19 protein-coding genes and 1 pseudogene are annotated in these 26,701 nt (G+C 67.0%); 14 read left to right on the top strand and 6 right to left on the bottom strand.

The genetic code is table 11. The annotated features are described in order from the left end of the window. A pseudogene (locus JNL31_RS16230) lies at positions 1–368 on the top strand (phosphoserine aminotransferase); the annotation flags it as partial. A gap of 52 nt (positions 369–420) precedes the next feature. Then, positions 421–2,016, top strand: coding sequence for a phosphoglycerate dehydrogenase (gene serA / locus JNL31_RS16225; protein WP_294975466.1), 1,596 nt, complete (start codon positions 421–423; stop codon positions 2,014–2,016). Positions 2,017–2,018: 2 nt separating this feature from the next. On the opposite strand, the gene JNL31_RS16220 is transcribed toward serA, so the two are convergent. Continuing rightward, positions 2,019–2,423: a VOC family protein gene (locus JNL31_RS16220; RefSeq protein WP_294975459.1), complete on the bottom strand. Its 405-nt coding sequence runs from the start codon at positions 2,421–2,423 to the stop codon at positions 2,019–2,021. A gap of 179 nt (positions 2,424–2,602) precedes the next feature. Between JNL31_RS16220 and JNL31_RS16215 the strand changes: the two genes are divergently transcribed. Together JNL31_RS16215 and JNL31_RS16210 are read left to right on the top strand one after the other, a co-directional pair. After that, the gene (locus JNL31_RS16215; protein WP_294975457.1) at positions 2,603–3,340 is read left to right on the top strand and encodes a metallophosphoesterase family protein; all 738 of its coding nucleotides are present in this window, start codon (positions 2,603–2,605) and stop codon (positions 3,338–3,340) included. 52 nt (positions 3,341–3,392) lie between these two features. After that, entirely contained in the window at positions 3,393–3,953 is a 561-nt protein-coding gene (locus JNL31_RS16210; protein WP_294975454.1) for a DUF2585 domain-containing protein, read from the top strand. Positions 3,954–3,977: 24 nt separating this feature from the next. Here JNL31_RS16210 and JNL31_RS16205 read toward each other — a convergent pair whose 3' ends face one another. After that, positions 3,978–5,078, bottom strand: a complete 1,101-nt coding sequence (locus tag JNL31_RS16205) for a sugar MFS transporter (protein WP_294975451.1) — start codon at positions 5,076–5,078, stop codon at positions 3,978–3,980. A 128-nt stretch (positions 5,079–5,206) separates the two neighbouring features. Between JNL31_RS16205 and bktB the strand changes: the two genes are divergently transcribed. Then, positions 5,207–6,364, top strand: a complete 1,158-nt coding sequence (bktB, locus tag JNL31_RS16200; RefSeq protein ID WP_294975448.1) for a beta-ketothiolase BktB — start codon at positions 5,207–5,209, stop codon at positions 6,362–6,364. 70 nt (positions 6,365–6,434) lie between these two features. Here the strand turns inward: bktB and pbpC are convergent, their stop codons facing one another. Both pbpC and JNL31_RS16190 read right to left on the bottom strand, forming a co-directional pair. After that, entirely contained in the window at positions 6,435–8,474 is a 2,040-nt protein-coding gene (gene pbpC, locus JNL31_RS16195; RefSeq protein WP_294975445.1) for a penicillin-binding protein 1C, read from the bottom strand. A 175-nt stretch (positions 8,475–8,649) separates the two neighbouring features. Beyond that, positions 8,650–14,097, bottom strand: a complete 5,448-nt coding sequence (locus JNL31_RS16190) for an alpha-2-macroglobulin family protein (protein ID WP_294975441.1) — start codon at positions 14,095–14,097, stop codon at positions 8,650–8,652. 172 nt (positions 14,098–14,269) lie between these two features. On the opposite strand from JNL31_RS16190, the gene JNL31_RS16185 reads away from it, so the two are divergent. Then, a complete protein-coding gene (locus JNL31_RS16185; protein ID WP_294975438.1) occupies positions 14,270–16,804 on the top strand; it encodes a response regulator in 2,535 nt (844 codons plus the stop codon). A 494-nt stretch (positions 16,805–17,298) separates the two neighbouring features. Here JNL31_RS16185 and recQ read toward each other — a convergent pair whose 3' ends face one another. Together recQ and JNL31_RS16175 are read right to left on the bottom strand one after the other, a co-directional pair. Beyond that, positions 17,299–19,344, bottom strand: coding sequence for a DNA helicase RecQ (recQ, locus tag JNL31_RS16180; RefSeq protein WP_294975435.1), 2,046 nt, complete (start codon positions 19,342–19,344; stop codon positions 17,299–17,301). A 17-nt stretch (positions 19,345–19,361) separates the two neighbouring features. Beyond that, entirely contained in the window at positions 19,362–19,649 is a 288-nt protein-coding gene (locus tag JNL31_RS16175) for a YggT family protein (RefSeq protein WP_294975432.1), read from the bottom strand. A gap of 128 nt (positions 19,650–19,777) precedes the next feature. Between JNL31_RS16175 and JNL31_RS16170 the strand changes: the two genes are divergently transcribed. The 8 genes from JNL31_RS16170 to JNL31_RS16135 all read left to right on the top strand — a co-directional run bounded on the left by JNL31_RS16170 (position 19,778) and on the right by JNL31_RS16135 (position 26,701). After that, positions 19,778–20,308: an acyl-CoA thioesterase gene (locus tag JNL31_RS16170; protein ID WP_294975429.1), complete on the top strand. Its 531-nt coding sequence runs from the start codon at positions 19,778–19,780 to the stop codon at positions 20,306–20,308. Between the two features lie 81 nt (positions 20,309–20,389). Continuing rightward, on the top strand, positions 20,390–21,760 hold the full coding sequence (locus JNL31_RS16165) for an MFS transporter (RefSeq protein WP_294975426.1): 1,371 nt from the start codon (positions 20,390–20,392) through the stop codon (positions 21,758–21,760). Beyond that, entirely contained in the window at positions 21,757–22,656 is a 900-nt protein-coding gene (gene mepA, locus JNL31_RS16160) for a penicillin-insensitive murein endopeptidase (RefSeq protein WP_294975423.1), read from the top strand. Before JNL31_RS16165 ends, mepA begins: the two co-directional genes overlap by 4 nt. Positions 22,657–22,744: 88 nt before the next feature. After that, positions 22,745–23,365, top strand: a complete 621-nt coding sequence (locus JNL31_RS16155) for a queuosine precursor transporter (RefSeq protein ID WP_294975420.1) — start codon at positions 22,745–22,747, stop codon at positions 23,363–23,365. Between the two features lie 258 nt (positions 23,366–23,623). Next, complete coding sequence (gene arfB / locus JNL31_RS16150) at positions 23,624–24,046, top strand: alternative ribosome rescue aminoacyl-tRNA hydrolase ArfB (RefSeq protein WP_294975418.1); 423 nt, start codon at positions 23,624–23,626, stop codon at positions 24,044–24,046. Continuing rightward, positions 24,043–24,954 carry a phosphotransferase gene (locus JNL31_RS16145; protein WP_294975415.1) on the top strand — a complete coding sequence of 304 codons (912 nt, stop codon included), beginning with the start codon at positions 24,043–24,045 and terminating at the stop codon, positions 24,952–24,954. Before arfB ends, JNL31_RS16145 begins: the two co-directional genes overlap by 4 nt. 80 nt (positions 24,955–25,034) lie before the next feature. Beyond that, positions 25,035–25,679 carry a DUF47 family protein gene (locus JNL31_RS16140; protein ID WP_294975412.1) on the top strand — a complete coding sequence of 215 codons (645 nt, stop codon included), beginning with the start codon at positions 25,035–25,037 and terminating at the stop codon, positions 25,677–25,679. After that, complete coding sequence (locus JNL31_RS16135) at positions 25,679–26,701, top strand: inorganic phosphate transporter (protein WP_294975409.1); 1,023 nt, start codon at positions 25,679–25,681, stop codon at positions 26,699–26,701. The genes JNL31_RS16140 and JNL31_RS16135 overlap by 1 nt, the downstream gene beginning before the upstream one ends.

Genomic DNA, 26,701 nt, shown 5'->3' with positions numbered 1-26,701 from the left:
TGAAATGGGCGAAGTCCATCGGCGGGCTGAAGGGTCTGATCGGTCGGACGAATGCCAATGCCAAGGTCGTCTGGGACTTCTGTGCCCAGAACCCCTGGATCGCGAACCTGGCGGCAGACCCGGCGACGGCATCGACCACCTCGGTCTGCCTCAAGTTCACCGATCCCCGCATCACCGACGGCGAGGCCTTTGCCAAAGCCATCGCCAAGCGGATCGAGAAGGTGGGCGCGGGGTTTGATCTAGGGTCATACCGCGACGCGCCTCCGGGCCTGCGGATCTGGTGCGGCTCCACGGTCGAGACCTCGGACGTCCAGGCGCTGATGCCCTGGATCGCCCACGCCTTCGAGGCCGAGATCGCCGCCCTGTAGGATGGGCAATATTGCCCATCCTACGTCCAGCCCCCCATTTTCAAGGAGCACACTGATGCCCAAAGTCCTCGTTTCCGACGAACTTTCCGAAACCGCCGTCCAGATCTTCCGCGACCGCGGGGTCGAGGTCGACTACCTGCCGAAGCTCGGCAAGGACAAGGACGCCCTTGCCGCCGTCATCGACCAGTATGACGGCCTCGCCATCCGCTCGGCCACCAAGGCCACCGAGAAGCTTCTGGAGAAAGCCGCGCGCCTGAAGGTCATCGGCCGCGCCGGGATCGGGGTCGACAATGTCGACATCCCGGCGGCGTCCAAGAAGGGCGTCATCGTGATGAACACGCCTTTCGGCAACTCGATCACCACGGCGGAACATGCCATTGCCATGATGTTCGCTGTTGCCCGGCAAATCCCCGAGGCCAACGCCTCAACCCATGCCGGAAAGTGGGAAAAGTCCAAGTTCATGGGGGTGGAGCTGTTCAACAAGACCCTCGGCGTGATCGGCGCGGGCAACATCGGCGGTATCGTCTGCGACCGCGCCGTGGGCCTGCACATGAAGGTCATCGCCTACGATCCCTTCCTGTCGGAAGACCGCGCCAAGCAACTGGGTATCCACAAGGTCGAACTGGAGGAGCTGCTTCACCGTGCCGATTTCATCACCCTCCACGTCCCCCTGACCGACAAGACCCGCAACATCCTGAGCCGCGAGAATCTGGCCAAGACCAAGAAGGGCGTCCGCATCATCAACTGCGCCCGCGGCGGCCTGATCGACGAAGCCGCCCTTCTCGACGCGTTGAACACGGGCCATGTCGCCGGGGCCGCGCTGGACGTGTTCGAGGTCGAACCGGCAACCGACAGCCCGCTTTTCAACCATCCGAACGTCGTCTGCACGCCCCACTTGGGCGCCGCCACCACCGAAGCGCAGGAGAACGTTGCGTTGCAGGTGGCCGAACAGATGTCGGACTACCTGCTGACCGGTGCCGTGCAGAACGCGCTGAACATGCCGAACGTCACGGCGGAAGAGGCTGCGGTCATGGGCCCCTGGATCAAGCTTGCCTCCCACCTCGGCAGCTTCATCGGCCAGATGACGGACGAGCCGATCAAGGCGATCAACATCCTCTATGACGGGTCGGTCGCCAGCATGAACCTTGCCGCGCTGAACCAGGCGGTGATCGCGGGCGTCCTGAAAACCCAGAACCCCGACGTGAACCTCGTCTCCGCCCCCGTGGTGGCCAAGGAGAAAGGCATCCAGATCTCCACCACCCGGCAGGAAAAGACCGGGGTGTTCGACGCCTACATCAAGGTCACGATGGTCACCGACAAGCGCGAGCGGTCCGTGGCGGGCACCTGCTTCTCGGATGGCAAGCCGCGCTTCATCCAGATCAAGGGCATCAACATCGACGCCGAGATCGGCGCGCATATGCTCTACACCACCAACGAGGACGTGCCGGGCATCATCGGCCTTCTCGGCATGACCATGGGCAAGAACAACGTCAACATCGCCAACTTCACCCTTGGCCGGTCGGGCGTCGGGCAGGATGCGATCGCGATCCTGTATCTCGACCAGCCGATCGACCCCAAGGTGATCGAGACGCTGGAGTCGACGGGCATGTTCCAGCAGGTCAAGGCCTTGCAGTTCGAGGTGGCGTGAACCTAGCGCGCGGCCGCCCCCCGGCAGCAGGCCTCGATGTTGTTGCCGTCGGGGTCAAGCACGAAGGCCCCGTAATACTCCCCGGCCCCCTCGCGCGGGCCCGGCGCGCCGTTGTCGCGGCCCCGGTTCGCCAAGGCCGCATCGTAGAACGCCCGCACCTGCGCCTTGTCCGCCGCCACGAAGGCCACATGCATCTGGTTCAAACCGGCGCGCGAGCCCTCGGCCCAGTAGGATGGGCGCAGCGTGCCGATCCAGAGATAGGGGATCGGCTCCCCGGCGCTTTTGCCAAAGAGGAAGGACTGCGGCCCGTTCGACTTGGTCTGCAATCCCAGCGCCGCGGCCACCGCATCATAGAAGCACCGCGCCTTGTCCAGATCGGACACGACGATGCCGGTGTGGTCGATCATTTTTCGCTCTCCTTCTATCGCTGCCAGTCCCAACCCGTACCCGCCGCGGTTCGTTCCCGTCCGGAATTGACCCGGTCGGCCGCACTGTCCGGGCCCGCTTGCCCTTTCATCCTTGCCCAAATATCCCACAGGGGTCCGGCGGTGTGAAACCCCCGGCGCTCTCCATCTGGACCTGACGCATGCACATCTATGCCATCGGCGACATCCACGGTCATCTCGGCCTCCTGCAGGTCGCCCATGACCTGATCGCCGACGACATGGCGAAGCATGGCGCCGGCCCGGTGATCCATGTCGGCGACCTCGTCGACCGTGGCCCGGACAGCCGGGGGGTGGTCGACTATCTGATGCAGGGCCAGGCGCGGGGGCAGGACTGGACCGTGCTCAAAGGCAACCACGACCGGATGTTCGCCCGCTTCCTGCACGACCCGTTCGAGCCGGAACCGGGCCTGCGCGCCGATCTGGGCTGGCTGCATCCCAAGCTTGGCGGGCCATCGACGCTGGCCTCCTACGGGGTGGAGAAAGCGGCTGACCGCCCCGTGGCCAGGGTCCACGCCGAGGCACTGGACGCGGTGCCGCAGGCGCATCTTGACTACCTGAACGGCCTGCCGGTCCTGCACCGCCTGGGCGAGACCGCCTTTGTCCACGCCGGCATCCGCCCCGGTGTCGCGCTGGACCAACAGACGGAGACCGACCTGATCTGGATCCGCGAACCCTTCCTGTCCGAGCCCGCAAGTTTCGGCCCGCTGATCGTCCACGGCCACACGGCCATCGACCATGCCACCCAGTACGGCAACCGGCTGAACCTCGACTCCGGTGCGGCCTATGGCGGGCCACTGTCGGCGGTGGTGATCGAGGGGCGCGAGGCGGCGCTTCTCACCCCGACAGGTCGGAAAAAGCTTACCCGCGCCCCGGCCTGAGCGCCTGTCTTTTCACTGGACGGACGGCAGTCTGCGTGGTTGCCTCAGGCCCATGACAAAGCGCGTTTCCCCCCTCCTCGTCACCCTTGCCATCATCGCCCTGTCCGCCGCCTGGCTACTGTGGATCGGGCGCGAGCCATGGTGCAAATGCGGCTATATCAAGCTCTGGCACGGCGAGGTGGTCAGCGCCGAGAATTCGCAGCACATCTCGGACTGGTACACCCCCAGCCACTTCATCCACGGCTTCCTGTTCTTCGGCGCACTGTGGCTGGTCGCGCGGCGGCTGTCGTTCGGCTGGCGGCTGGCCATCGCCACGCTGGTCGAATGCGCCTGGGAGATCGTGGAGAACTCGGACGCGGTGATCGAGCGCTACCGCAGTGTCACCATCTCGCTGGACTACTATGGCGATTCCGTCCTGAACACGGTCTGCGACGTGCTGGCGATGGTGCTGGGCTTCTGGCTTGCGTCTAAGCTGCCGGTCTGGGCCACGGTTGCGCTGATCGTGTTGTTCGAGGGCACGACGATGTGGATCATCCGCGACGGGCTGGCGCTGAACGTGCTGATGCTGGTCTGGCCGCTGGACAGCGTGGCGCAGTGGCAGGCCGGACGGTAAGCCTAAGAATTTTCTGGAAAACCCTTAGACCTTCATCCGCCGCAGCGACAGGATTGCCGCCGCGCTGGTTGCCAGCAGAAGACTCGCGACCAGCACGAAGAACCCGCGCTCGCCCATCCCCGCGCTCAGGGGCGCAAGGATCAGCGGTGCGCCGATGGCACCGGCGAGGCCCGATGCGACGATGGTTGGCGGCACGCGCAGGTCCTCGCCCATCTTGCCGCTGGCGGTGACGTAGAAGCCGGGGAAGAACACCCCCGCCGAGGCTCCCATCGCCACGAAGAACACCGACGGCGACAGGAACACCGCCCCCAGCGCGAAGGCCGCCGCCGAGGTGACGGCCACGGTGTACAGCACGAAGGCCTGCACCCGGTGCGCGATGAAGATCAGGCCGACGCGCGCCAGAAGGAACACGACGAAGAACGCGCTCAGAAGCCGCGCAGCCCGCTGCTCCTCGACCCCCGCCCGGATCAGCGCGGTCGGCCCGAGGCCCGCAAGACTCGCCTCCATGCCGATGGCGACCAGCCCGAATCCGAGGATCGCCCAGTGCGGCCGGAATGCCGCGACCTGACCCGGGGGCGCCGCGCTCTCGGCACCGGCCGGCCCGGCGAAGACCCAGATCACCAGGATAGCCACCGCCACCAGCCCGAAGGCCCAGGCCGGGTCGCTGCCCAGCCAGACGAAGGCGAGCGGCGCGGCAATCGCCCCCACGCCGAAGGTCGCGTTCAGCAGGCTCAGCATCGACGGACCCTTCGCCCCGAAGGCCCGCATCACCCCCGGGTTGAAGACCGCCGTCGCCATGCCGTAGCCCATGCCGAAAACCACGGCCCCCGCCAGCGTCAGTGCCCAGGTCGGGCTGGCCGCCATGCCCCCCGCGCCCGCCGCCATCACCGCCAGCGTGTGCCGGGGCCCGATCGCCGCGCCGTTGAAATACATCAGCCCGACGCCGAGGAAGCAGCCGACCCAGAGCAGCGCGACGAACAGCCCCGCCTCGCCTTCGGTCAGGGAGAAGTCGCGCACATAGACCGGCAGCACCGGCCCGAACAGCGCCTGCCCAGCGCCCATCATGACAAAGGTCGCAATTCCGGCGAACAGAAGCCCGGCATGGGCCCGGATCAGGTCTTTCACATCGCTCTCCCGCTGGCCCGCCTGACTTCCCCCGCCTGTTAGCGCATGTCAATGGCACCCGTGACGCGACGTCCCCTCTGCAAGGGGCCGCAGATCGTGCAAACTGCCGCCAAACCCCGGAGGCCCCCATGACCGAGATTCACATCCTCTCCGCCGCCCGCACCGCCATCGGCGGCTTCGGCGGTTCGCTGTCCGCCCTGCCGCCCATCGACATCGCCACCCATGCCGCCAAGGCTGCGCTGGAGCGCGCCGGGGTGGAAGGTGCGCAGATCGGCCAGGTTGTCATGGGCCATGTGATCAACACCGAACCCCGCGACATGTATCTCTCGCGTGTCATGGCGATGAACGCGGGCATCCCGGAAACCACTCCGGCGATGAACGTGAACCGGCTTTGCGGCTCGGGCGCGCAGGCGGTGGTCTCGGCGGTGCAGGCGCTGATGCTGGGCGATGCCGACCTGGCGCTGGCGGGCGGGGCGGAATGCATGAGCCGCTCGCCCTACATCCTGCCTGCCGCCCGCTTCGGGCAAAAGATGGGCGACACCCGCGCGACCGACATGATGACCGGCGCGCTGACCTGCCCCTTCGGCACAGGCCACATGGGCGTGACGGCAGAAAACGTCGCCGCGCAATATGGCATCACCCGCGCCGATCAGGACGCCTTCGCGCTGGACAGCCAGACCCGCGCCGCCCGCGCCATCGCCGAGGGCCGCTTCGCCGACCAGATCGTTCCGGTGGAAATCGGCGGCAGGAAAGGCCCCGTGACCTTCGCGGTGGACGAACACCCCAAGACCACCAGCGCCGAGGCCCTGGCGGGCCTGCGTCCCGCCTTCCAGAAGGACGGCACGGTGACCGCGGGCAATGCCTCGGGCATCAACGACGGCGCGGCGGCGCTGGTCCTGTCGCGCAATGCCAAGGGCTCACGCGCAAGGGTGATGGGCTATGCGCTGGCCGGGGTGGACCCGAAGATGATGGGGATCGGCCCGATCCCGGCGGTGCAGGCCTTGTGCCGCAAACTTGGGGTCAAGCCGCAGTCTTTCGACGTCGTGGAATCGAACGAGGCCTTCGCCGCCCAGGCCCTTGCGGTGTCGCGGGCGCTCGACCTCGACCCGGCCAAGGTGAACCCCAACGGCGGCGCCATCGCCCTTGGGCATCCGGTGGGGGCAACCGGCGCGATCCTTGTGGTGAAGGCGCTGCACGAGCTGGAACGAACCGGAGGAAAGACGGCGCTGATCACCATGTGCATCGGCGGCGGTCAGGGCATCGCCTTGGCCATCGAGCGGGCGTAAGCGATTTCTTCGAAGAAATCGTATCGGAGCCTTCAAAGGCTCCGGCCCGGAGTTTTCGAAAACTCCGGGGCTACCGAACCTGCACCTGCACCCGGTCCGACCGCCCTTCCGCATCGATCACGCTCAGCGTCACGAAGCCCGCGCCCGGCATCGCCAGCATCGCCTCGCGTGCGTCGGAGGCCACCACCACGGGAACGCCATCGGCCAGCCAGGTGAAGGGTGCCGTCCCGCCCGCGACCTTCACCTTCAGGCCGGAAGCCAGCAGTTCCACTTCCGCCCCGTCCGGCGGGAAGGCCACGGCGGGGGCATCCGCTTCGGCCTCGAACACCGCCGAGCGTGAGCGGAAGCGTTGCAGGGGCTGCGGCAGTTCGGAATTGGCGACCAGAAGGGTCGAGGCGGGCGCAGGCGGCTGCGGGTCGAGCTTGCCCTTCAGCCGGTTGAAGGCCTGGAACAGCACCGGCGCCGCGACATCCGCGCCAAAGGCCCCCGGCACCGGCGTTCCATCCGCCCGGCCCATCCAGACGCCAATGACATGTTTGCCGTCGAAGCCGATGGCCCAGGCATCGCGGTGCCCGTAGGACGTGCCCGTCTTGTAGGCCAGCCGGTTCGACGGCGCCCCGGGCGGCGGGGCAAGGCCCGCGAGGATGTCGCCCACTTCCCAGGCCGCCACTTCGGACACCACCCGCTGCCCCTCCGGCACCTCGGCATCCAGACGGTAGCTGAGGGGACGGACCACCCCGCCGCGCGCGATGGCCGCGTAAAGCTGCACCATGTCGCTCAGCGTCACGCCGACGCCGCCAAGCGCAATGGCTAGGCCGGGCTGGTCGCCGGGGAACACCGGCGTCATCCCCGCCTTCTGCATCGCCGCCATCAGCTTCGCCGGCCCCAGAGCATCGGTCAGCGCCACAACGGGAATGTTGCGCGAGAGCTGCAATGCCTCGCGCATCCGTATCGTGCCCATGTAGAGCTTGTCGAAATTCTGCGGCGCGTAGGTGCCAAAGCTCATCGGTCGGTCGTCGATCATCGTCTCCGGGTGGCCAAGCCCCTCGTCAAAGGCCAGGGCATAGACCAGCGGCTTCAAGGTCGATCCGGGCGAGCGCAGCGCCGTGGTCATGTCGACGAAGCCTTGCCGCAGGTCCGCCTGATAGCCTGCCGAGCCCACGCTGGCGAGGATCTCGCCCGAAGCATGGTCCGCCACCAGGATCGCCACCTGCAACTGCTCGCCCTTGCCCTCGACCGCCTCCAGCGCCAGCGCCTCCAGCTTCTTCTGCAACTCGCCATCGATGGTCAGGTGGTGCGACCCCAGTTGCGGCTCCTCCGCCCGCGCCCGGTCGGCGAGATGCGGGGCCAGCGCCGGGAAGGGTTTGCGGATGCCCGGCACCGCCTCGCGCAGCGCTGCCTCGGCCTCTTCTGCGTCGATCACGCCCTCCTTGACCGCCCGCGCCAGAACCCGGTTCCGTGCGGCCTCGGCCCGGTCGGCGGCGCGGTCCGGGCGGCGGCTTTCCGGGGCCTGCGGGATGGCCACCAGAAGCGCCGCCTCGGCAGGGGTCAGGCGCTTGGGTTCCTTGCCGAAGTAGCTGATCGAGGCCGCCCTGACGCCCTCCAGGTTCCCGCCGAAGGGCGCAAGGCTGAGGTAGAGCTGCAGGATCTGGTCCTTCGACAGCCGCCGCTCCAGCGCCAGTGCCACGCGCATCTGCCGCAGCTTGCCACCAACCTCGCCGGTCGTGCCCTCTTCCAGAAGCCGGGCGACCTGCATCGTCAGGGTCGACCCGCCCGAGACGACGCGACCGTTCCACAAAGCCTGCACCGCCGCCCGGATCACCGATTTCGGGTCCACCCCCGCATGCCGGTAGAACCGCTTGTCCTCATAGGCAAGCAGCATCCGCAGATAGAGCGGGTCGACCCGGTCCACCGGCAGGGCCAGCCGCCAACGGCCATCGGCCACCGTATAGGCTCGCAACAGGTCGCCATCGCGGTCCAGCACCTCGACCGACATTTCCAGCGCCAGCGGCGGCAGCACGGTCGCGTCGATCCAGGCATCGAAACGGTCCCGGCCCAGGGCGGCGAGCCAGAGGGTCAGGGCCAGCATGATGATCCAGCGCGCGCGCATCGTCAGGATACCCGCCCCGGGCCTGACCCGGGGCCTCGCGTGTTTCGCAGCGTGGCGGTTGGGGCAGGCAGAGGCCCCGGATCAGGTCCGGGGCGAATCGACGGCGCAACGTTCGCCCCCCGCCCCCCGCCCCTCCCCACCAGGGGGAGGGGAGGCGCATATCCGCATCGGCAGGTCACTTGACGACCGTCACCGCCCCCGTTTCGCTCCGCGCGCGGAAGTCAGGCCGGTACATGTCCTCGACCGAGGCCGCCGGGTGGTGGAACGTGCCCGGAGACACCGCCCGCACCACATAGGCCAGCTTGAACGGCTGGTCCGAGGACCAGTCGACCGCCGTCAGGAACCGGTCCTGCCGGAACTCGCTGTGCGCCACCTCGTTCAGCGTGTCCAGCCAGCCGAGTTCCGACGTCGATCCCGCCGACATCAGGTTGGGGTTGTCGATCTCGAACCCCGCCGGAAGCGGATCGCTGACCATCAGCCGCGCCTCGCCATAGCCGAAGGGCGTGACCTCCAGCACCGTGACCAGCCGCGTCCCCGCTGCCACCTTGTCCAGCGCCACTTCCTCGCCCGCCATGGTGTAGTAGGTCCGGCTGATCGCATAGCCGTTGCCCCCCGCCGGTTCCGGGTCAGACGGCACGCCATAGGTGGTGACGGTGACGGTCGTATCCGCCCCGTCGTTCTTCACCACCACCGGCGTCACCGCGCCTGCATCCAGCACCCGGACCAAGGGACCATCGGCAGGCTTGCCGTCGATGGTGATGCCATCCGCCCCCGGCCGGTCGATCAGCGCGTTCGTCGCAAGAAGCGCCCAGGTCGCTTCCTGCGTCGACAGGTTCTGCCCCTGCACCGCGATCCGGTCGGTCAGCGCCTCGCGGTCCACCGCCTGGCTCCCGGCCTCCACCGCCAGCGTCAGCAGTGCCGCCGCATCGCGGTAGCGGGTGCCATAGTCCACCCGCCAGACCTGGCCCACCTCCGGCTCCAGCGCTTCCATCTTCGCCACGGCCTTGCGGAACATCGCATCCGCCCGCGCCTGGTCGCCGTAAGAGGCCAGGGCCGCGCCCAGCTGCCCCTGTGCCAGCGGGGTGGAGAAATCATCCCCCTTCACGTCGGCATAATAGCGCAGGTCGCCAATCGCCGCCGCGCCTTCGCGGGCCAGCACCATCAGCGCATAGGCCAGCGCCTCACCGCCACCGTTCGTCTCGGCGCTGAAGTCGGGGGCGTAGTTCACCTGGTTGCGCAGGTTCGCCAGCGCGTTCCTGAACGCCAGATCCGGCACCTGATACCCTTGAGCCTTCGCCCGGCTCAGGAAATCGGTGACATAGGCATCCAGCCAGAAGTCGCCCTCATACGGCCCCCAGAGCCCGAAGCCACCGGTCGAGGACTGGTTCGCCAGGATCTCCACCACCGCCTCGTCGATGCGCTTCTGGATATCCGCCGCGCCCTGAAGGTCCATCACCTGCGCCACTTCGTCGAAGTATAGAAGCGGCAAGGCCTTGGACGTCATCTGCTCGGTGCAGCCGTAGGGATAGCGGTCGAGTGCCGCCAGAAGGCCCGGCGCATTCAGCCGCGCCAATGGCCCGACCGCCATCACCGCCTTGCCGGACCCCGGCACCAGCCCGGCAAAGACGTTGTCGTCGAAGGTAAAGCTCTGGCCCTTCTTCAGTTCCAGCCGGCTGATCCGCGCCACTTCCGGATCATTGACCTGCACCGGCACCGTCAGCGACTTCTTCAACACCTTCCCGTCCGGCGTGGTGAGGGAAACCTCGATGGTCTGGTTGCCCACCGCGCCCGCCGTCACCGGCACCTCGAACACCGCCTTGGCCTTGTCGCCAAGGTCAAAGCCCGAAGGCACCTCGCCCAGCGTCAGCCCGTTCGCCGTCACGTCCAGGCTCATCCGGCCCGAAGGCCCGGTGGCATGCACCACTTCCAAGAGCAGCCGCGTGGTGTCCCCCGGCGACAGGAAACGCGGCACCGAAGCCGTCACCACCACCGGATCGCGCACCAGCACATCGGCGCTGGCCTGCCCGACCCCGGTCTTCGACCAGACCACGGCCATCACTTTCACCGTCCCGTTGAAGCTGGGAAGGTCGAAGCTCGCCCGCGCATAGCCGTCGGCCCCCACTTCCACCGGCCCAGTGAAATAGGCCACCAGCTCCTCTGTCGGGGGTGGCGCCTGCAACCGCGCCTGAGCGCCTGCGTCACCGCCGGAGCGGACCTCGCCCGTCGCCCCGTTCAGCCCGTCGATCAACCGGCCATAGATGTCGCGGATGCCGACGCCCAGCCGCCGCTGGCCGAAGTAATAGTCGCTAGGATCAGGCGCCTCGAACCCCGTCAGGTTCAGGATGCCCACGTCCACCGCCGCGATGGTGACATAGGCCGTCTCGCCCGCCGTCACCCCGTCGACCTTGACCGCCACGTCCAGCGGTCCGCGCGGAGCCGCTTCCGCCGCCACCTCGACCTTGGCCGCCAGCGCCCTTGCGCCCGGATCAATCGCGGCATGCGTCAGCCCCAAGGCCCGCGCCGGGTTCCGGCCCGCCGCCACGTCCATCGGACGCAACACGGAAGCAGTCACATAGACACCCGCGCCCCATTCGTCGGTGACGGGAAGCTGGATCAGGTTCTCGCCCTCCTTCACCTCGACCGCCTGCATCGCGACCAGCCGGTTCGACAGCACCGTCACCAGCGCCGTCCCCGCCGCGCGCGGCACGATCCGCAAGGTCGCGGTGTCGCCCGGCTTGTAGGCGGGCTTGTCCAGCGACAGCTCCAGCGTGTCGGGCGTCGCCGAGGCATCCGCAGGCGCATACCAGCCCGCGTAAAACTCCATCGAGGTCGCGGCCTTGCCGCCGTCCGTCCGCTCGACCAGGATCTCGTAGGTCCCCCAGTCCACGTCTGCCGCGATCTCGACCGGCGCGTCGCCCGTCGTCGCCGTGCCTTCCGCCACGATGGACCGGCTCACCACCGGCTCCCAGCTCCAGTTGCCGTAGCTCTGGTACCACTGATAGTCATAGTCGACGCGGCTGACGGTCCATTTCACCGGCAGCGCGACCGGAGTTTCGCCGTCCACCGCGACGATCTGGAACCGCGCCTCGCCACCCTCCGGGGCCACGCCGTCGAACAGGGGCTTCACCCCGATCATCGGGTCTTCCGAGGCGACCACCTTCGTCACTTCCCGCTCCACCGGACGACCCGAGCCTTCCGCCACACGGATCGTCACCCGCGCTTCCAGCGGGCGGTGCGGGTCCTCGATCATCGGCAGGTAGACCGGGACGACGGCATTCCCCGCCTCGTCGGTCTCGGCCCCGTTGAGCGACGCCATCTGCGCAGAGAACGGCTGGTCATGGCGCCCGAAGACAAAGCCGGGGAAAGCCGCCAACCCATCGGCGGCACGCAGCAGCACTTCGCCCTCGATGGCCAGACCCGCGCCCGGCGCGCCGAACAGGTAGCGCGCGGCCACCGTCAGGTCGACCGCCGAGTCGCGCCCGACGAACAGCGGCTCGTCCGCCAAGGTCAGGTCAAAGTCGATGCGCTCCGGCAGGAAATCCTCGACGAGGAAGGTCTTCGACGCCAGCGCCGGGGCCTCCAGATCGGCATACATCTCCAGCCGGTAGACCCCGCGCGGGGCGCTGCCTGCGATGGGAAGCTGGAACACATGTCCGCCCGCGCCCTGATCCTCGACCAGTTGCCGCGAATATTCCACGCCATCGGGGCGGCTCAGAACCGCCGTCAGCGGCAGCCCCTCGACCGCCGCCTGTTCCGCATCGCGGGCCAGCGTGGTGACATAGACCGTCTCGCCCGCGCGATAGGCGCCCCGGTCGGTCGTCACGAACACATCTACCGGCGGCGCAGCCTCGCGCCCTTCGACACCCCGGTCGGACAGGTCGAACTCCGGGTCGGTCAGCGACAGGAAGGCGATGTCAGTCGTCCCCTCCTTCACCACCACCATCGCCGGTGCGCTGCCCCCGGTGCCGCGCGTCAGGCCTGCATCAAACCGGGCATAGCCCTGATCATCGGTCGTGACCGTCCCCAAGACCGTGTTGGCCCGGTTCAGCAGTTCCACCGACACCCCGGCCTTGGCCTCTGCCGTCCCAAGGCTGCGCACGAAGACATGCAACCCGTCCACGCCCGACATCGTCGTGACCCCAAGGTCCGAGATCACGAACCACTGCCAGCCCGGCGGGATCGTATAGGGGTCCACCCCCGGCACTTCCGCCTTCAGCGCATAGATCCCCGCCGAAAGCCCCTTCAGCGCCTCGCCCATCGGCAGGCGGGTGGTGACGTCCTTGTTCACCTCCTGCGCGACCGTGGCCGTGCCAGACCACAGCTTCTCGCCCACACCATCGGCGAAATACTCCTCGGAATAGACGTTGATCGGCGCGCCGAAATAATAGTCCTGGATCGACCGCAGCAGGTTCCGGTCCGTCACCCGGTACAGCGTCAGGTCCAGTTTCTCGGTGTTGACCGTCTCGACCGGCAGCGCCGGATCGCCCGCCTTCGGCAGCACATAGCCCCGGCCCGGAAACTTCACTCCCGGCGCCCGGTCGCGGATGTACTGCGTGATCTCGACCGACTTCGCCATGACCTGCCCGTCCGCCGCCGGCAGCCCCTCGCGGAAGGTCACGCTGTAGCGCTTGCCATGCTCCAGCCCCGCCACGCAAAGCTGCCGCCAGCCGCCGTTTTCGACGGTCAGGCCGGGATCCTTCAGCTGCACGAAGGTAGAATAGTCCACCCCCGAGGCCACCAGATCCTCCGAGAACGTCACGCAAATCCGGGGTCGCGCCAGGTCGGACTGCACCAGCGTCTCGGCGATGCGGAAGCCGTATTTCCCGATGGCATCATCCAGCAGCGCCGCCGTGTCCGTCCGCTCCTGCAACGATTGCGCCAGCCGCAGCGCACTGACGGTATCCCGCCCCCGCCCGTTCCGCTCCAGAACGTCGGCCATCGTCACCAGGATCGTGTGCCGCAACGCCGGGCTCTCGGCCCGAAGATAGGCGTTGATCGACGACAGGAAGGCCTGGTTGAAGAAATAGCCCGACTGGTTCTGGTCCGCGATCCCCGCCTGCAACTGCCGCCGCGCGAATTCGCCCCAGGTCGCCGCATCATCCGTCAGGTTCAAGGCCGCCCCGGTAAAGGCCGCCGCCCCCGCCCAGTCGCCCTTCGCTTCCGCCTCCGAGGCCGCCGCCAGATGTTCCTCCGCCGTCCAAGGCCCGGTCGTATGCTGCCGCCCCAGCCCCTGCGCCTGGTCGAAGGCAGGCTGGATGTCCCAGTCCGGCAGGAACGCCAGTTCCCCGCGCCGCGCCTTCGCAGCCTCGCGCACCGCCTGATCCGCCTCGATCACCGTCGCCGACCAGGCCCCGGCAAAGAACGTCCCCTCGCCCGGCCCGTTCTTCACGAAGCACGACCCGTTCTTGGTGTTGTAGACATAGGCCGTGGCACGCGCATTGGTCAGCGCCGCCCGCTCGCAGGCTTCGATCGTGGTGTCGAAGATCGACGCGATGTCCCCGCCCGGCAGGTCCTGGTCCTGGGTCACGACGAATCGCCGCTCGGGGATCAGGTCCTGCGCGGACGCCAGGCCCGCCGCCCCCAGAAACGCCGCCGCAATCGCCGTTTTCAGAAACCAACGCATCGAAAATGCCTCCCTCTGGATTGGCACGAATGTCGCATGGCGCCGCCCCCGGTGGCAAGCGCGCGCCCCATGTCTTTCAGCGTTAAGCCTTGGTTCATCTTGGCTTGCGAGGCTAGTCGCGAAAACCGGATGTTGGCCCTGCCGACACCGCGCAGAACCTCGGCTGGGAAGCATGGATCTTTCGGAACGTCTGGTCAGGGAACGCCGTGCAAGGCTTGCGGCCGAACGCCTCCTCGAACAGAAAAGCCGCGAACTCTTCGCCGCCAACGAAAAGCTGGCCATCCATGCCCGGTCCCTCTCCGACCAGATCGTCGAACAGCGCCAGGTGGTGAAGTCCGCGCTCTTCCAGGCCGAAACGCTGAAAGACCAGAACCTGCGCTTTGTCGAGGATCTCGACCGCGCCCATACCGCCGCCGTCATGGCAGAACGCCGCCTCTGGGACGCGATCAACACCGTCCGCGACGGGTTCGCGGTCTTCGATCCCGCGATGAATCTCGCCACCGCCAACCAGGCCTTTCTCTCCTGGTTCGAGGGCCAGCCCGTCGCTCCCGGCCTGCCCTACGACGAGATGCTCGCCATCCTCGCCCGCACCGTGCTCGACCTCGGCGAGGAGCCGCCGGAGGCTTTCATCACCCGCATGCGCGCCCGGGTCGACTGTGACCCGATCGAGCCCGTCACTCTCAAATTGCGCAACGGCATCTGGATCAAGCTCCAGGACCGGCGCGCCCGCGATGGCGATCTGGTCTCGCTTGCCATCGACATCACCGAACAGATGCGCATCTGGGCCGCCATCGACGTGCTGCCCGATGCCTTTGTCCTTTTTGACCGGGAGGAACGACTTTTGGCCTGCAATCGGCGCTACCGTGAAATGTTCCCTGACTCTGCCTCGCTCATGCAGCCGGGCGTCACCTTCGAGGACCTTCTCCGCCATGGCCTGAAGAACGGCCATGTCCCCGAGGCCGTGGGGAGGGAGGAAGACTGGCTCGCCGATCGCCTGGCGCATTTCCGCGCCGCCGACACCATTGCCGAGAACACTCTCGCCAATGGCCGGGTGATCATCGAGTCCGACCACGTCACCCCGGACGGCGGGCGCGTCGGGTTGCGCACCGACATCACCGCGATCCGCGACCAGCAGGCGCAACTCGAAGCCGCGCGCAAGGCGGCCGAGGCTGCGAACCGCGCCAAGTCGGCCTTCCTCGCCAACATGAGCCACGAAATCCGCACACCGATGAACGGGGTCGTCGGCATGGCGGAACTTCTCTGCGACACCGCGTTGTCGGAAGAACAACGCCTCTTCGCCGAGACCATCCGCTCCTCGGGCGAGGCACTTCTCGTCATCATCAATGACATCCTCGACTATTCCAAGATCGAGGCGGAACGCCTGACGCTGCGGCCCGAGCCGTTCGACCTGGAACGCACCATTCATGAGGTGACGATGCTCCTCCAGCCCCGCGCGCGGGAAAAGGGCATCGACCTGATGATCGACTTCGACATGTTCCTGCCCACCCGCTTCGTCGGCGATCCCGGTCGCCTGCGCCAGGTGCTGACCAACCTGATCGGCAATGCGGTGAAGTTCACCGACAAGGGCCATGTCCTGACCCGCGTCGTCGGCGTCGAAGAGGGCGAGGGCACCCAGACCCTGCATGTCACCGTGGAAGACACCGGCATCGGTATCGCGCCCGACTACCTCGACCACATCTTCGGCGAGTTCAACCAGGTAGAGGATGAGCGCAACCGCAAGTTCGAAGGCACCGGCCTTGGCCTCGCGATCACCCGTCGCCTGATCGAGCATATGGGGGGTGCCGTCTGGGTCGACAGCGAACCCGGAAAGGGCTCCAGCTTCGGCTTCCGCGTCACCCTGCCGGTGGCCGAGGATGCGGCGCCGGTGCAGGTTCCGGTCGCGGTGAAACGCGTCATCGCGGTCGATGACCAGTTCATCAACCGCACCATCCTGGAACGCCAGCTTACTCCCTGCGGGATCGAGGTCACGCTCTGCCGGTCCGGCGCCGAAGTGCTGGAACGGCTCGCCGCCGACCCGGCCTATGACGTGGTGCTGACCGACCATGCCATGCCCGAGATGGACGGGGTCCAGCTTCTGGATCTGATCCGCGTGGCGGGCCACGAATTGCCCGTGATGCTCCTGTCATCGAACCCCACCGGCCTTGGCAACCATGCGCATGACTTCGCGGCGATCCTGCAGAAGCCGATCCTGCGCTCGGATCTCTACCGCCACCTGCAGGGCCTGACCGCCCCCGCCCTCGCCGAAACCGGCCCGCAGGTCGCCCCGGTTCCCACCGACCTGCGCCAGATGCGGGTGCTGGCGGCCGAAGACAACCGCACCAACCAGCTCGTCTTCCAGAAGATGGTCCGCGACATGGACATCGACCTGCGCTTCGCCGACAACGGCCGCCTCGCGGTGGACCTGTTCGCAAGCTTCCAGCCCGACCTGATCTTCATGGACATCTCGATGCCCGAGATGGACGGGAAAGAGGCTGCCCGCACCATCCGCGCGATGGGCTCGAAGGTTCCCATCGTGGCGCTGACCGCGCACGCAATGGAGGGCGACGCCGAGGCGATCCTCGCCGCCGGGATTGACCGCTATCTCACGAAGCCCCTGCGCAAGACCGCAATCGAGGGCGCATTGGCCGAGTACCGCCCGCCCGAGGCCCGCCCACCCGTCGCCGCCCACGCGGAGAACGCCGCCTGACCGCTTCCCGGCGGCGCCTCCGACCCCGTGAACTGAGTGTTCGCGCCACCAGCACCCCCGCAGCGGCCGCGCTCGCAGGAGATCAAACGCGGGTCCGTCTTCCCCCAGACATACGGCCTTTCATCTTTGCCCAAGTATCCCCGCCGGAGGCACTACCGGCTGCCGCTGGCGCTTCAAGCTAGCGCATTGCACCCCTCCGGCCCCGGCACCCCGCCCCTAGCGAGGCATGTCTTTCATACTGGCCAAAATATCCCCGCCGGAGGCAACCGCCGCTTGGCCCTCCGCTGCGGCCCGGCCTTCTCACTGTGGGTGGCAACACCCGAGCCAGTTGACCGCAGGCCAGAGGCGAGATGAAAGGCCCGTGCACCAGCGCTCAACTTGGCTGGCGCTCGCCAACCTTGCGCTAACCATCCCCCTAACAAACCGCTAACGCCCACAATCAACATAATGAAAATAAACAGGTATCTCGAAATGTCCACCGTGGACACTCCGCCTCACCCCGCCCGCAGCACCGCCAGGAAGGCCTCTCCGAACCGCTCCACTTTCTGTTCCCCCATCCCCTGAATCCCCACCAGCTCCCCCAACGTCGAAGGCCGCCGCTCCGCGATGGCCCGCAGCGTCGAATGGGTGCAGCTGAGATACTTCCCCGTCCCGTCCTGCCCCCGTGCCAGTTCAAGCTGGACCGCCGCCAGCCGGTCGAACAGCGCCCCCTCCGGCCGCCCGACCAGTCGCATCCGGGCCGGGTGCAACCCCTCCGAAGCCCCGGTGATCACTTCCAGGAACGCCGCCCCGTAGCTCTCCAGCTTCTTCGCCCCGACCCCGGTGATCCCCGCCATCTGGTCCAGGTTGCCGGGCTTTTTCTCCGCCATCTCGATCAGCGTCCTGTCCGGGAAGACCACATAGGCCGGCACGTTCTGTGCCTCGGCCAGCGCCCGCCGCTTCGCCTTCAAGAGGGCCAAAAGCCCCGCATCCTCCTCCGCCACCTGCGCCCGGACCACCGGCTCCCGCTCCCCTGCCGCAACCACCGTGTCGCGCCGCAGCGTCACCGAGGCCTCGCCCCGCAAGACCGGCCGGGCCGCATCGGTCATCCGGAGCGCGCCGTGGCGGTCAGGATCGGGCCGGACGAGGTCGCGGCCCATCATCTGCCGGAACACCGCGCCCCAGGCGGGTTTCGACAGGTCGCGGCCCACGGCAAAGGTCGGCAGCTGGTCATGCCCCCGCTCGCGAACCTTTGCCGTCGCAGACCCGGTCAGGATGTCGATCAGATGCCCCGCCCCGAACCACTCGCCCGTGCGCAGGATCGCCGACAGCGCCTTCCGCACCGCCTCGGTCGCGTCGAACAGAAGCGCCGGGCGGTCGCAGAGGTCGCAGTTGCCGCAGGGCTCCGCCGCCTCGCCGAAGTATCCGAGCAGGACCTGACGGCGGCAGCTCAAGGCCTCGGCCAGCCCGAGGAGGGCATTCAGCCGGGTATGGTCGGCAGCCTTTCGGTCCGGCGGCGCGGCCCCCTCGTCGATCTGGGTCCGGCGCAGGCGGATGTCGTCGGGGCCATACAAGGTCATCGTCTCGGCGGGCGAGCCATCGCGCCCGGCGCGGCCGATTTCCTGGTAATAGGCCTCGATCGACTTCGGCAGGTCGGCATGGGCGACCCAGCGGATGTCGGGCTTGTCGATCCCCATCCCGAAGGCGATGGTCGCCACCACGATAAGCCCGTCCTCGCGCTGGAACCGGGTCTCGACCCGGCGGCGTTCGTCGGGCTCCATCCCGCCGTGATAGGCCACCGCCTCATGCCGCGCCTCGCGCAGGGCTTGCGCCAGCGTCTCGGTCTTCGACCGGGTGGCGCAGTAGACGATGCCGGATTGCCCCCGCCGGGCGGCGGCGAAGCGCAGGATCTGCTCGCGGGGCTTGTCCTTGACCGAGAAGGCCAGGTGGATGTTCGGCCGGTCGAAGCCGCGCAGGAAGGTGACGGGGGGCTCGCCGTCGAACAGGCGCGTGACGATCTCGGCCCGGGTCTCCTCGTCCGCCGTGGCGGTGAAGGCGGCCAGCGGCACCCGCAAGCTACGGCGCAACTCGCCGATCCGCAGGTAGTCCGGGCGGAAGTCGTGGCCCCATTGCGACACGCAATGCGCCTCGTCCACCGCGATCAGGCTGCACTTCGCCCGCCGCAGCAGCGCCAGCGCCCCGCCCGAAGCCAGCCGCTCGGGGGCCATGTAGAGGAGCTTCAGCCGTCCTTCGTCGATGGCGGCGAAGACCTCTTCCGTCTCCTCTTCCGTATTGCCCGAGGTCAGAGCCCCGGCCTCCACCCCCGCCGCCTTCAGCGCACGCACCTGGTCCCGCATCAGCGCGATGAGGGGAGAGATGACGACCGTCACCCCGTCGCGGCAGAGGGCGGGCAGCTGGAAGCACAGCGACTTGCCACCGCCCGTGGGCAGGATCGCCAGTGTGTTCCGTCCTTCGAGTACCGACTGCACGATCTCGGCCTGGCCAGGGCGGAAGTCCGGGAAGCCGAAGACCGAATGCAGAAGCCCGGCTGCGCCGTCCATGCGACCGCGCCCCGGAGCTACAGGAAGACGGCGATGTTGTTGGTCAGGATGATCTGCAGCGCATAGATCGCGATCAGGACCACCAGAGGCGACAGGTCCAGCCCGCCCATGGCCGGAAGAATGCGGCGGATGGGCGCGTAAAGCGGTTCGAGCAGGCGGTTCAGGCCGTACCAGACTTGCTGCACCAGCGGCTGACGGATGTTCAGGACCTGAAAGCTGATCAGCCAGCTCATGATGAAATGCGCGAAGACGAAGAACTTTGCCACGCTCAGGATCAGCATGAGGATCTGGTACAGCGATGTCATCGGGCACTCCGTCAGGATTTCGCCAGAGGTAGCGGCAGGGCGCGGCAAGGGCAATGCCTTCCGCAGCGTTCTGCTTGACGAAGGGTGAACGCCGCGCCACGACCCGGGAGGCAATACCGGAGCCGACGATGTACCCCTTCCTGCGCATGTTCAAGGAACTGGCCCGGGCCCGGCGGATGCCGCCGCTCGGCCTCTTCGACACCCATGTCAGCCATCACCTGTGCTGGCCCTGGGACCTCGACCCCTGGGTTGAACTGAACAACGGGCGCACGCTGACGCTCTACGACCTGGGCCGCCTGCCCCTGGGGTCGCGCACCGGCATCCACCGGCACCTGATCGCCAACGGCTGGGGGATGACGGTCGCCGGGTCCAGCGTGCGCTACCGCAAGCGGGTGACGGTGTTCTCGCGGATCACCACCTACAGCCGCTGCCTCGGCTGGGACGAGCGGTTCCTCTACATGGAGCAGTCTATGTGGAGGGGGGCGCACTGTACCTCGCAGGCGCTGATCCGGTCGGCCATCGTGTCGAAGGCGGGGATCGTGCCGCCGTCCGAAATGGCCAAGGCGGCTGGGGTGCCGGTCGACAGCCCCGCCTTGCCGGATTGGGTCAGGGCCTGGATCGCCGCCGAGGCGACCCGACCCTGGCCGCCCGCGCGATAGGCGAGGGCGAGCCCCGCACAGCCTTCCCTTGCGCCGAAGCCCATTTCCGGGTTCACTTCGCTTAAAAAACAGGGGGCAGGCATGGCGACGGCACGGCAGCGGATCTGGGGCTGGTATTTCTTCGACTGGGCCAGCCAGCCTTACAACACCCTCTTGCTGACTTTCATCTTCGGCCCCTATTTCGCGGAAGTCGCCCGCGGCTACTATATGGGAACGGGGATTGACGAAGAGGCCGCGAAAGCTGCCGCGCAAAGCCTCTGGGGCTTCTGGTATGCCTGCTTCTCGCTGATCATCGCCTGCATGGCCCCGGTTCTTGGGGCCGTCGCGCAGGGCACCGGGCGGAGGCTGGTCTGGGTCTGGCTCTTCTCGGTCCTCTATGTGATCGGCGCCTGGAGCCTGTGGTACGTTGCCCCCGGGGCCGAACTGGACATGCTGCGCCGCGGGGCAATACTGTTTGGCATCGGTCTGATCGGGATGGAATTCGCCACGATCTTCACCAACGCGCTGATGCCCTCGCTGGCGGAAGGCGACGATATCGGCCGCATCTCGGGCTCGGGCTTTGCATTTGGCTACCTCGGGGGACTGGTTGCGTTGTTCCTGATGCTGGCACTGTTTGCGGACAACGCCGATACCGGCAAGACGCTGATCGGGATCGACCCGATCTTCGGCTTCGACACCGAGGCGCGCGAGGGCACCCGTTTCGTCGGCCCCTTCGCGGCGATCTGGTTCGTGGTGTTCATGATCCCCTTCGCGCTGTGGGTGCGCGAGCCGCATGGCGGGGCCGGGTCGCTACATATCGGCCGGGCACTGGCCAGCCTGAAAGAGACGATCCGCAGCCTGAAATACCGGCGCAGCCTTGCGGCCTACCTTGGCTCGGCGCTGGCCTACAGCGACGCGCTGACCGGGATCTATGCCTTCGGCGGGGTCTATGCCTCGAACGTGCTGGGCTGGTCGATCACCCAGATCGGGGTCTTCGGCATCCTCGGCGGGGTGACGGCGATGCTGGCCAGCTGGGTCGGCGGGCGGCTGGACGCGCAGTTCGGGCCGAAGCCGGTGATCACCGGCTGCCTTATGGTCCTGCTGGCCGTCTGTGCCGTCATCGTGGGGATGGATCGCGAGCAGGTCTGGGGCATTCCGCTGGATGAAGCCTCGTCGATGCCCGACATCATCTTCTACATCTGCGGCGGGCTGATCGGCGCGGCGGGGGGCCCCTTGCAGGCGGCGAGCCGCACCATGGTCCTGCGCCACACCACCCCCGACCGCGCGACCGAGGCCTTTGGCCTGTTCGCCCTGTCCGGCAAGGTGACAAGCTTCGTCGCCCCCGCCCTGATCACCGCCGCCACCACCCTGACCGGCAGTGCCCGGCTGGGGATTTCGCCAATCATCCTGCTGTTCCTGATCGGCCTCATTCTGCTGATCTGGGTCCGACCCAAGGGGGAGATGCCCGCATGACCCTGAACCGCGTGTTCCTTGTCTCGCTTCTGCTGGCGGCTCCTGCCCAGGCGGAAAAACTGGCGAACAAGCTTTTCGGCGCGATGGGGGCGCCGTCGAACCAGGATTCCATGCCGATCGGTTCCTATGCCAAGGGCTGCGCGGCGGGGCTGGTGGAGCTGCCGGAAACCGGCCCCACCTGGCAGGCGATGCGGCTGTCTCGACACCGCAACTTCGGCCAGCCCGCGATGATCCAGTTCCTCATGGACCTGTCGGCCACCGCGCGCGACATCGGCTTTGGCAAGGGGCTTTACATCGGCGACATCAGCCAGCCGAGGGGCGGGCCGATGACCTCGGGCCATGCCAGCCACCAGATCGGGCTTGACGCCGACATCTGGATGCTGCCCCCGCGCAGCCTGACCCTGACCGAGGCGGAACGCGAGGAGATCAGCTCGATCCCGGTGCGGTCGGCCGACCAGCGGTCGGTGACGGAATACTGGACCAAGGTGCACCGCGAACTGCTGAAGCGGGCCGCGCTGGACCCGCGCGTCGACCGCATCTTCGTCGCGGCAGCGGTGAAGATCGAGATGTGCAGGACCGCCAAGGCCAAGGACAAGAAGTGGCTCCAGAAGATCCGCCCCATCGCGGGCCATGACACGCATTTTCACGTGCGCCTGAAATGCCCCAAGGGCGCGCGCCTGTGCGAGACGCAAAGCCCCACGGTCGCCGAGCTGTCGAAAGGCGGCGACGGCTGCGACGAGACATTGATGTGGTGGGTGACGGATTACCTGAATCCGCCGAAGGCCGACCCGAACAAACCCAAGGACGAAGAAGACCCGCCGAAGAAGAAGGGCCCGCGCGACTTTACCATGGCCGACCTGCCGAAGCAGTGCAAAGGCGTGCTCGCCTCGGATTAGGTTGACTCGCATGTGACGGCAGGTTAGGCCGCCCCCGCCCTCATGGTGGGGGCCAAGTCTCCGCGACCTTGTCAAAACGGAAAGCCAAATGCGCATCCTTCTTACTGGCGTCATCGCCATGGCGATCATTGTCGTCGCCTCGAACATCCTTGTCCAATATCCACTCGGGGCCTTCCTGACCTGGGGGGCCTTCACCTATCCCTTCGCCTTCCTGGTGAACGAGATCGTCAACCGCTTCGAAGGCCCCGCCGCCGCCCGCAAGGTGGTGCTGGCCGGCTTCCTGACCGGGATCCTCTGTTCCTTCATCGGCACCAGGATCCAGGGCGAGTTCGGACCGCTTGTCACGCTGCGCGTCGCGCTCGGCTCGGGCGCGGCCTTCCTGTCGGCGCAGCTTCTGGACATCGCGGTCTTCAACCGCTTCCGCCGGGGCCTGTGGTGGAAGGCGCCGCTGGTGTCGCCGGTGATCTCTTCTACCCTCGACACCGCAATCTTCTTCACCATCGCCTTTTCCGCCGCGCTGACCTTCCTGGAACCCGGCGTCGACGTCTCCTGGGCAACCCAGCCCGCGCCGCTTCTGGGCCTTGGACCCGAAGCGCCATTCTGGGTTTCCCTGGCGGTTGGTGACTGGCTGGTGAAGCTTCTGCTCGCCGTGGTGGCATTGTTGCCATTTCGATTGGCACTCGCGAGGCTTGCCACAAGGGTTGCGTAAATTGTTTTGACAAACACAAAATCTGTGTCACGCTCCCCCTATCGGCAACTTTTTGAAAGGAGGTGATCCAGTGTCTAGAGTGATATTGGAGAGAGGTGTCGGGACAGTCGGGAGGCGTATTTTCTAAGGGCAGCCCCTGGGAAATAAACCACCGATTGGATTTGGATGCCTAACTGGCCCATCTCCTTGGATCTCGGAAAGGGTTGCCTGAGCAGGGCAACCCTTTCTCTATTTCGCCTCTTTGATTGAAATCCCGAAATGCTGCACGTCACCGACACCCTTGCAATTGCCGAATGGGAATTGTCCGAAAGCTTCATGCGCGCTTCCGGTCCCGGCGGACAGAATGTCAACAAGGTCTCGACCGCCGTCGAATTGCGTTTCGAAGCCGAACGCTCTCCGCATCTGGCGCCAGGGGTGAAGGCGCGGTTGAAGAAGCTGGCCGGGCGACGCTGGACGACCGAAGGCGCCATCGTCCTGCAGGTCGACGAAACGCGCAGCCAGGCGCGCAACCGCGACATCGCGCGCGAAAGGCTGGTGGAGATGATCCGTGCCGCGCTGGTCGCCCCGAAGCGCCGGATCGCCACCAAGCCCACGCTCGGCAGCCAGCGTCGCCGCGTTGCCGCCAAGACCCAGCGCGGCGAAGTGAAGGCGTTGCGCGGCAAGGTGGGCGACGAGGAGTGACCGCCGCCGAAACCGCCGCAAAGGCCTGGGGCGCCCACGTCCTGCGCACCCTGCGCGACCGCGAGAACCATGTGTTTGAGATGGGCCTTCCCTCGGGCGACCGCGCCGCACTGCGCCTGCACCGTGCGGGCTACCAGTCCCCGGCGGCGATCCGGTCAGAACTTTGGTGGTGCGCGGAACTGGCCCGCTCCGGACTGCCCGTCCCGGCCGCCCTTCCCGCCTTGGATGGTGCGCTTCTCGTGAGGCTGCCCGACGGACGTCACGCCTCGGCGATTGCCTGGATGGCGGGGGAGGCCCTCGGCGAGGCGGCGAAGCCCTTCAACCGACCGTTACCACAGGTGTTGGACGCCTATCACGCCCTCGGGCAGCTTCTGGCCCGGGTGCATCGCACGACCGACGCCCTTACCCTGCCCGACGGCTTCACCCGCCCGCGCTGGGACCTGGACGGTCTGGTCGGCGACACCCCGCTCTGGGGCCGGTTCTGGGAGCATCCCGCCGCCACCTCCGACCAGCGCGCCACGCTGGTCCGCGCCCGTGACGCCCTGCGCGAGAGGCTGGCGGGCGACAGCGGCCTGATCCACGCCGACGTCCTGCGCGAGAACGTATTGGTGAACGATCGTTCGGTTTCCCTGATCGACTTCGATGACAGCGGTTTTGGTTTCCGCCTGCATGATCTTGGCACTGCGCTGGTCCAGACGTTCCAGCACCCGGAGCAGCCGCAGATTCGCGCGGCCCTGATGGCGGGCTACGGCACAGGGGACCAGGACATGGTCAAGGCCTTCACGCTGGCCCGGGCACTGTCCTCGGTCGGCTGGACGATGCCGCGCCTTCAACCTGATGACCCTGTTCACAAAAGCCATCTGGCAAGGGCGATCTCGCTTGCCGGACAGGTCCTTGGGATGCCCTGACAGTGACGTAACAGATTGCCAAAACTTTTGTGAACGGCTAGTCGCTGCGCCTGAACGCAGGTCCACGCGGGAGAGACGCCATGTTCAAGATCATCAAGGCCATCATGCCGCGGTCGGACAACTTTTTCGACCTGTTCGAGGCCCAGGCCAAGAAGGCGCAAGAGGCGGCACTGACCCTGCGGGCGATCCTCGACGGCGGCGCCGACACGGCCGACAAATGCACCCGACTGTCGACGCAGGAGGAAGAGGCCGACCAGATCAGCTACGAGGTCATGCAGTCGATCCGCCGCAGCTTCATCACGCCCTTCGACCGTTCCGACATCAAGGCGCTGTCCACCTCGCTCGACGATGCCATCGACCAGATGAACAAGACTGGCAAGACCGTCGGGCTTTACGATGTCGCCAGCTTCCAGCCCAACATGCGCGCGATGGGCGACCGGATCATCCTGCTGTCCAACATCGTCGCCGAGGCCCTGCCGCTGATGCGCGACATCGGCACGAACTCCGGCCGCCTGCACCAGATGGTCGGCGAGATCAGCCGGATCGAGGAACAGTCGGACCAGATGTACGACACCGGGCTCAAGGACCTGTTCAAGGCCACGCCGAAGGACCAGGCGCTGGACTTCGTGATCGGGGCCGAGCTGTATGACCGGCTGGAAAAAGTCTGCGACCGCTTCGAGGACGTGGCTCATGTGATGAGCGACATCGTGATCGAGCACGTCTGATGGACGGCGGCACCATCACCTTCCTGCTGGTCTTCCTGATCGGAATCGCCTTCCTGTTCGATCTTCTGAACGGGATGCACGACGCCGCCAACTCCATCGCCACCATCGTCTCGACCCGGGTGCTGTCGCCGTTCGTGGCCGTGCTCTGGGCCGCCTTCTTCAACTTCGCCGCCTACTTCATCGGTCACCATTTCGGCTTCGAGGCCAAGGTCGCCTCGACCATCGGCAAGGGGCTGATCGACCCTGACATGGTGACGAACGCGGTGATCTTCGGGGCGCTGATGGGGGCTATCGTCTGGAACGTCATCACCTGGCGGCTGGGCATCCCCTCCTCCTCCTCGCACGCGCTGGTGGGCGGCATCATCGGCGCGGGGGTTGCCAAGGCGGGCTTCCCGGCGATCCAGTGGGCGGGCCTGTCGAAGACGCTGATCGCCATCGTCCTGTCGCCCGTCACCGGGTTTGTCCTCGGCATCCTGCTCGTCGTGCTGGTCAGCTGGCTTTTCGTCCGCGCCAACCCGGCCCGCACCGACGGCATCTTCCGCAAGTTGCAGCTTCTGACCTCGGCGCTTTACTCCATCGGCCACGGCTCGAACGACGCGCAGAAGACCGCAGGGATCATCGCGGTCCTTCTCTACGCCAACGGCTATTATAAGGAATTCACCGTCCCGGCCTGGGTGGTGCTGTCCTGCTTCACGGTGATGGGGATCGGCACCATGCTGGGCGGCTGGCGCATCGTGCATACGATGGGGTCGAAGATCACCCGCCTGACGCCCATGCAGGGTGCCTGCGCCGAAAGCGCCGGGGCGCTGACGCTGTTCGCGGCGACCTACCTGGGCGTGCCTGTCTCGACCACGCACACGATCACCTCGTCCATCGTCGGCGTCGGCTCGGCCCGCCGGGTCCATGCGGTGCGCTGGGGCCTTGCCAGCCGCATCGTCTGGGCCTGGGTCATCACCATCCCCGCCGCCGCGATCATGGGCGCGGTGTTCTACGGGATCGGCGAGCTGTTCATCGGCGTCTGA

The organism is Tabrizicola sp., from assembly GCF_016792905.1.
GTDB lineage: Bacteria > Pseudomonadota > Alphaproteobacteria > Rhodobacterales > Rhodobacteraceae > Tabrizicola.
Note: the sequence above shows the minus strand (reverse complement) of the source record. Positions and strands in the feature narration are given on the sequence as shown.

What these genes read in the sequence shown, in the direction of transcription:
- JNL31_RS16175 (WP_294975432.1), bottom strand. Translation starts at nt 19,649, where the DNA reads ATGACATCGCTGTACCAGATCCTCATGCTGATCCTGAGCGTGGCAAAG.
- pbpC (WP_294975445.1), bottom strand. Translation starts at nt 8,474, where the DNA reads ATGCGCGCGCGCTGGATCATCATGCTGGCCCTGACCCTCTGGCTCGCC.
- arfB (WP_294975418.1), top strand. Translation starts at nt 23,624, where the DNA reads ATGCTGCACGTCACCGACACCCTTGCAATTGCCGAATGGGAATTGTCC.
- JNL31_RS16220 (WP_294975459.1), bottom strand. Translation starts at nt 2,423, where the DNA reads ATGATCGACCACACCGGCATCGTCGTGTCCGATCTGGACAAGGCGCGG.
- recQ (WP_294975435.1), bottom strand. Translation starts at nt 19,344, where the DNA reads ATGGACGGCGCAGCCGGGCTTCTGCATTCGGTCTTCGGCTTCCCGGAC.
- JNL31_RS16210 (WP_294975454.1), top strand. Translation starts at nt 3,393, where the DNA reads ATGACAAAGCGCGTTTCCCCCCTCCTCGTCACCCTTGCCATCATCGCC.
- JNL31_RS16165 (WP_294975426.1), top strand. Translation starts at nt 20,390, where the DNA reads ATGGCGACGGCACGGCAGCGGATCTGGGGCTGGTATTTCTTCGACTGG.
- JNL31_RS16185 (WP_294975438.1), top strand. Translation starts at nt 14,270, where the DNA reads ATGGATCTTTCGGAACGTCTGGTCAGGGAACGCCGTGCAAGGCTTGCG.
- JNL31_RS16190 (WP_294975441.1), bottom strand. Translation starts at nt 14,097, where the DNA reads ATGCGTTGGTTTCTGAAAACGGCGATTGCGGCGGCGTTTCTGGGGGCG.
- JNL31_RS16215 (WP_294975457.1), top strand. Translation starts at nt 2,603, where the DNA reads ATGCACATCTATGCCATCGGCGACATCCACGGTCATCTCGGCCTCCTG.
- JNL31_RS16140 (WP_294975412.1), top strand. Translation starts at nt 25,035, where the DNA reads ATGTTCAAGATCATCAAGGCCATCATGCCGCGGTCGGACAACTTTTTC.
- bktB (WP_294975448.1), top strand. Translation starts at nt 5,207, where the DNA reads ATGACCGAGATTCACATCCTCTCCGCCGCCCGCACCGCCATCGGCGGC.
- JNL31_RS16155 (WP_294975420.1), top strand. Translation starts at nt 22,745, where the DNA reads ATGCGCATCCTTCTTACTGGCGTCATCGCCATGGCGATCATTGTCGTC.
- JNL31_RS16135 (WP_294975409.1), top strand. Translation starts at nt 25,679, where the DNA reads ATGGACGGCGGCACCATCACCTTCCTGCTGGTCTTCCTGATCGGAATC.
- JNL31_RS16170 (WP_294975429.1), top strand. Translation starts at nt 19,778, where the DNA reads ATGTACCCCTTCCTGCGCATGTTCAAGGAACTGGCCCGGGCCCGGCGG.
- mepA (WP_294975423.1), top strand. Translation starts at nt 21,757, where the DNA reads ATGACCCTGAACCGCGTGTTCCTTGTCTCGCTTCTGCTGGCGGCTCCT.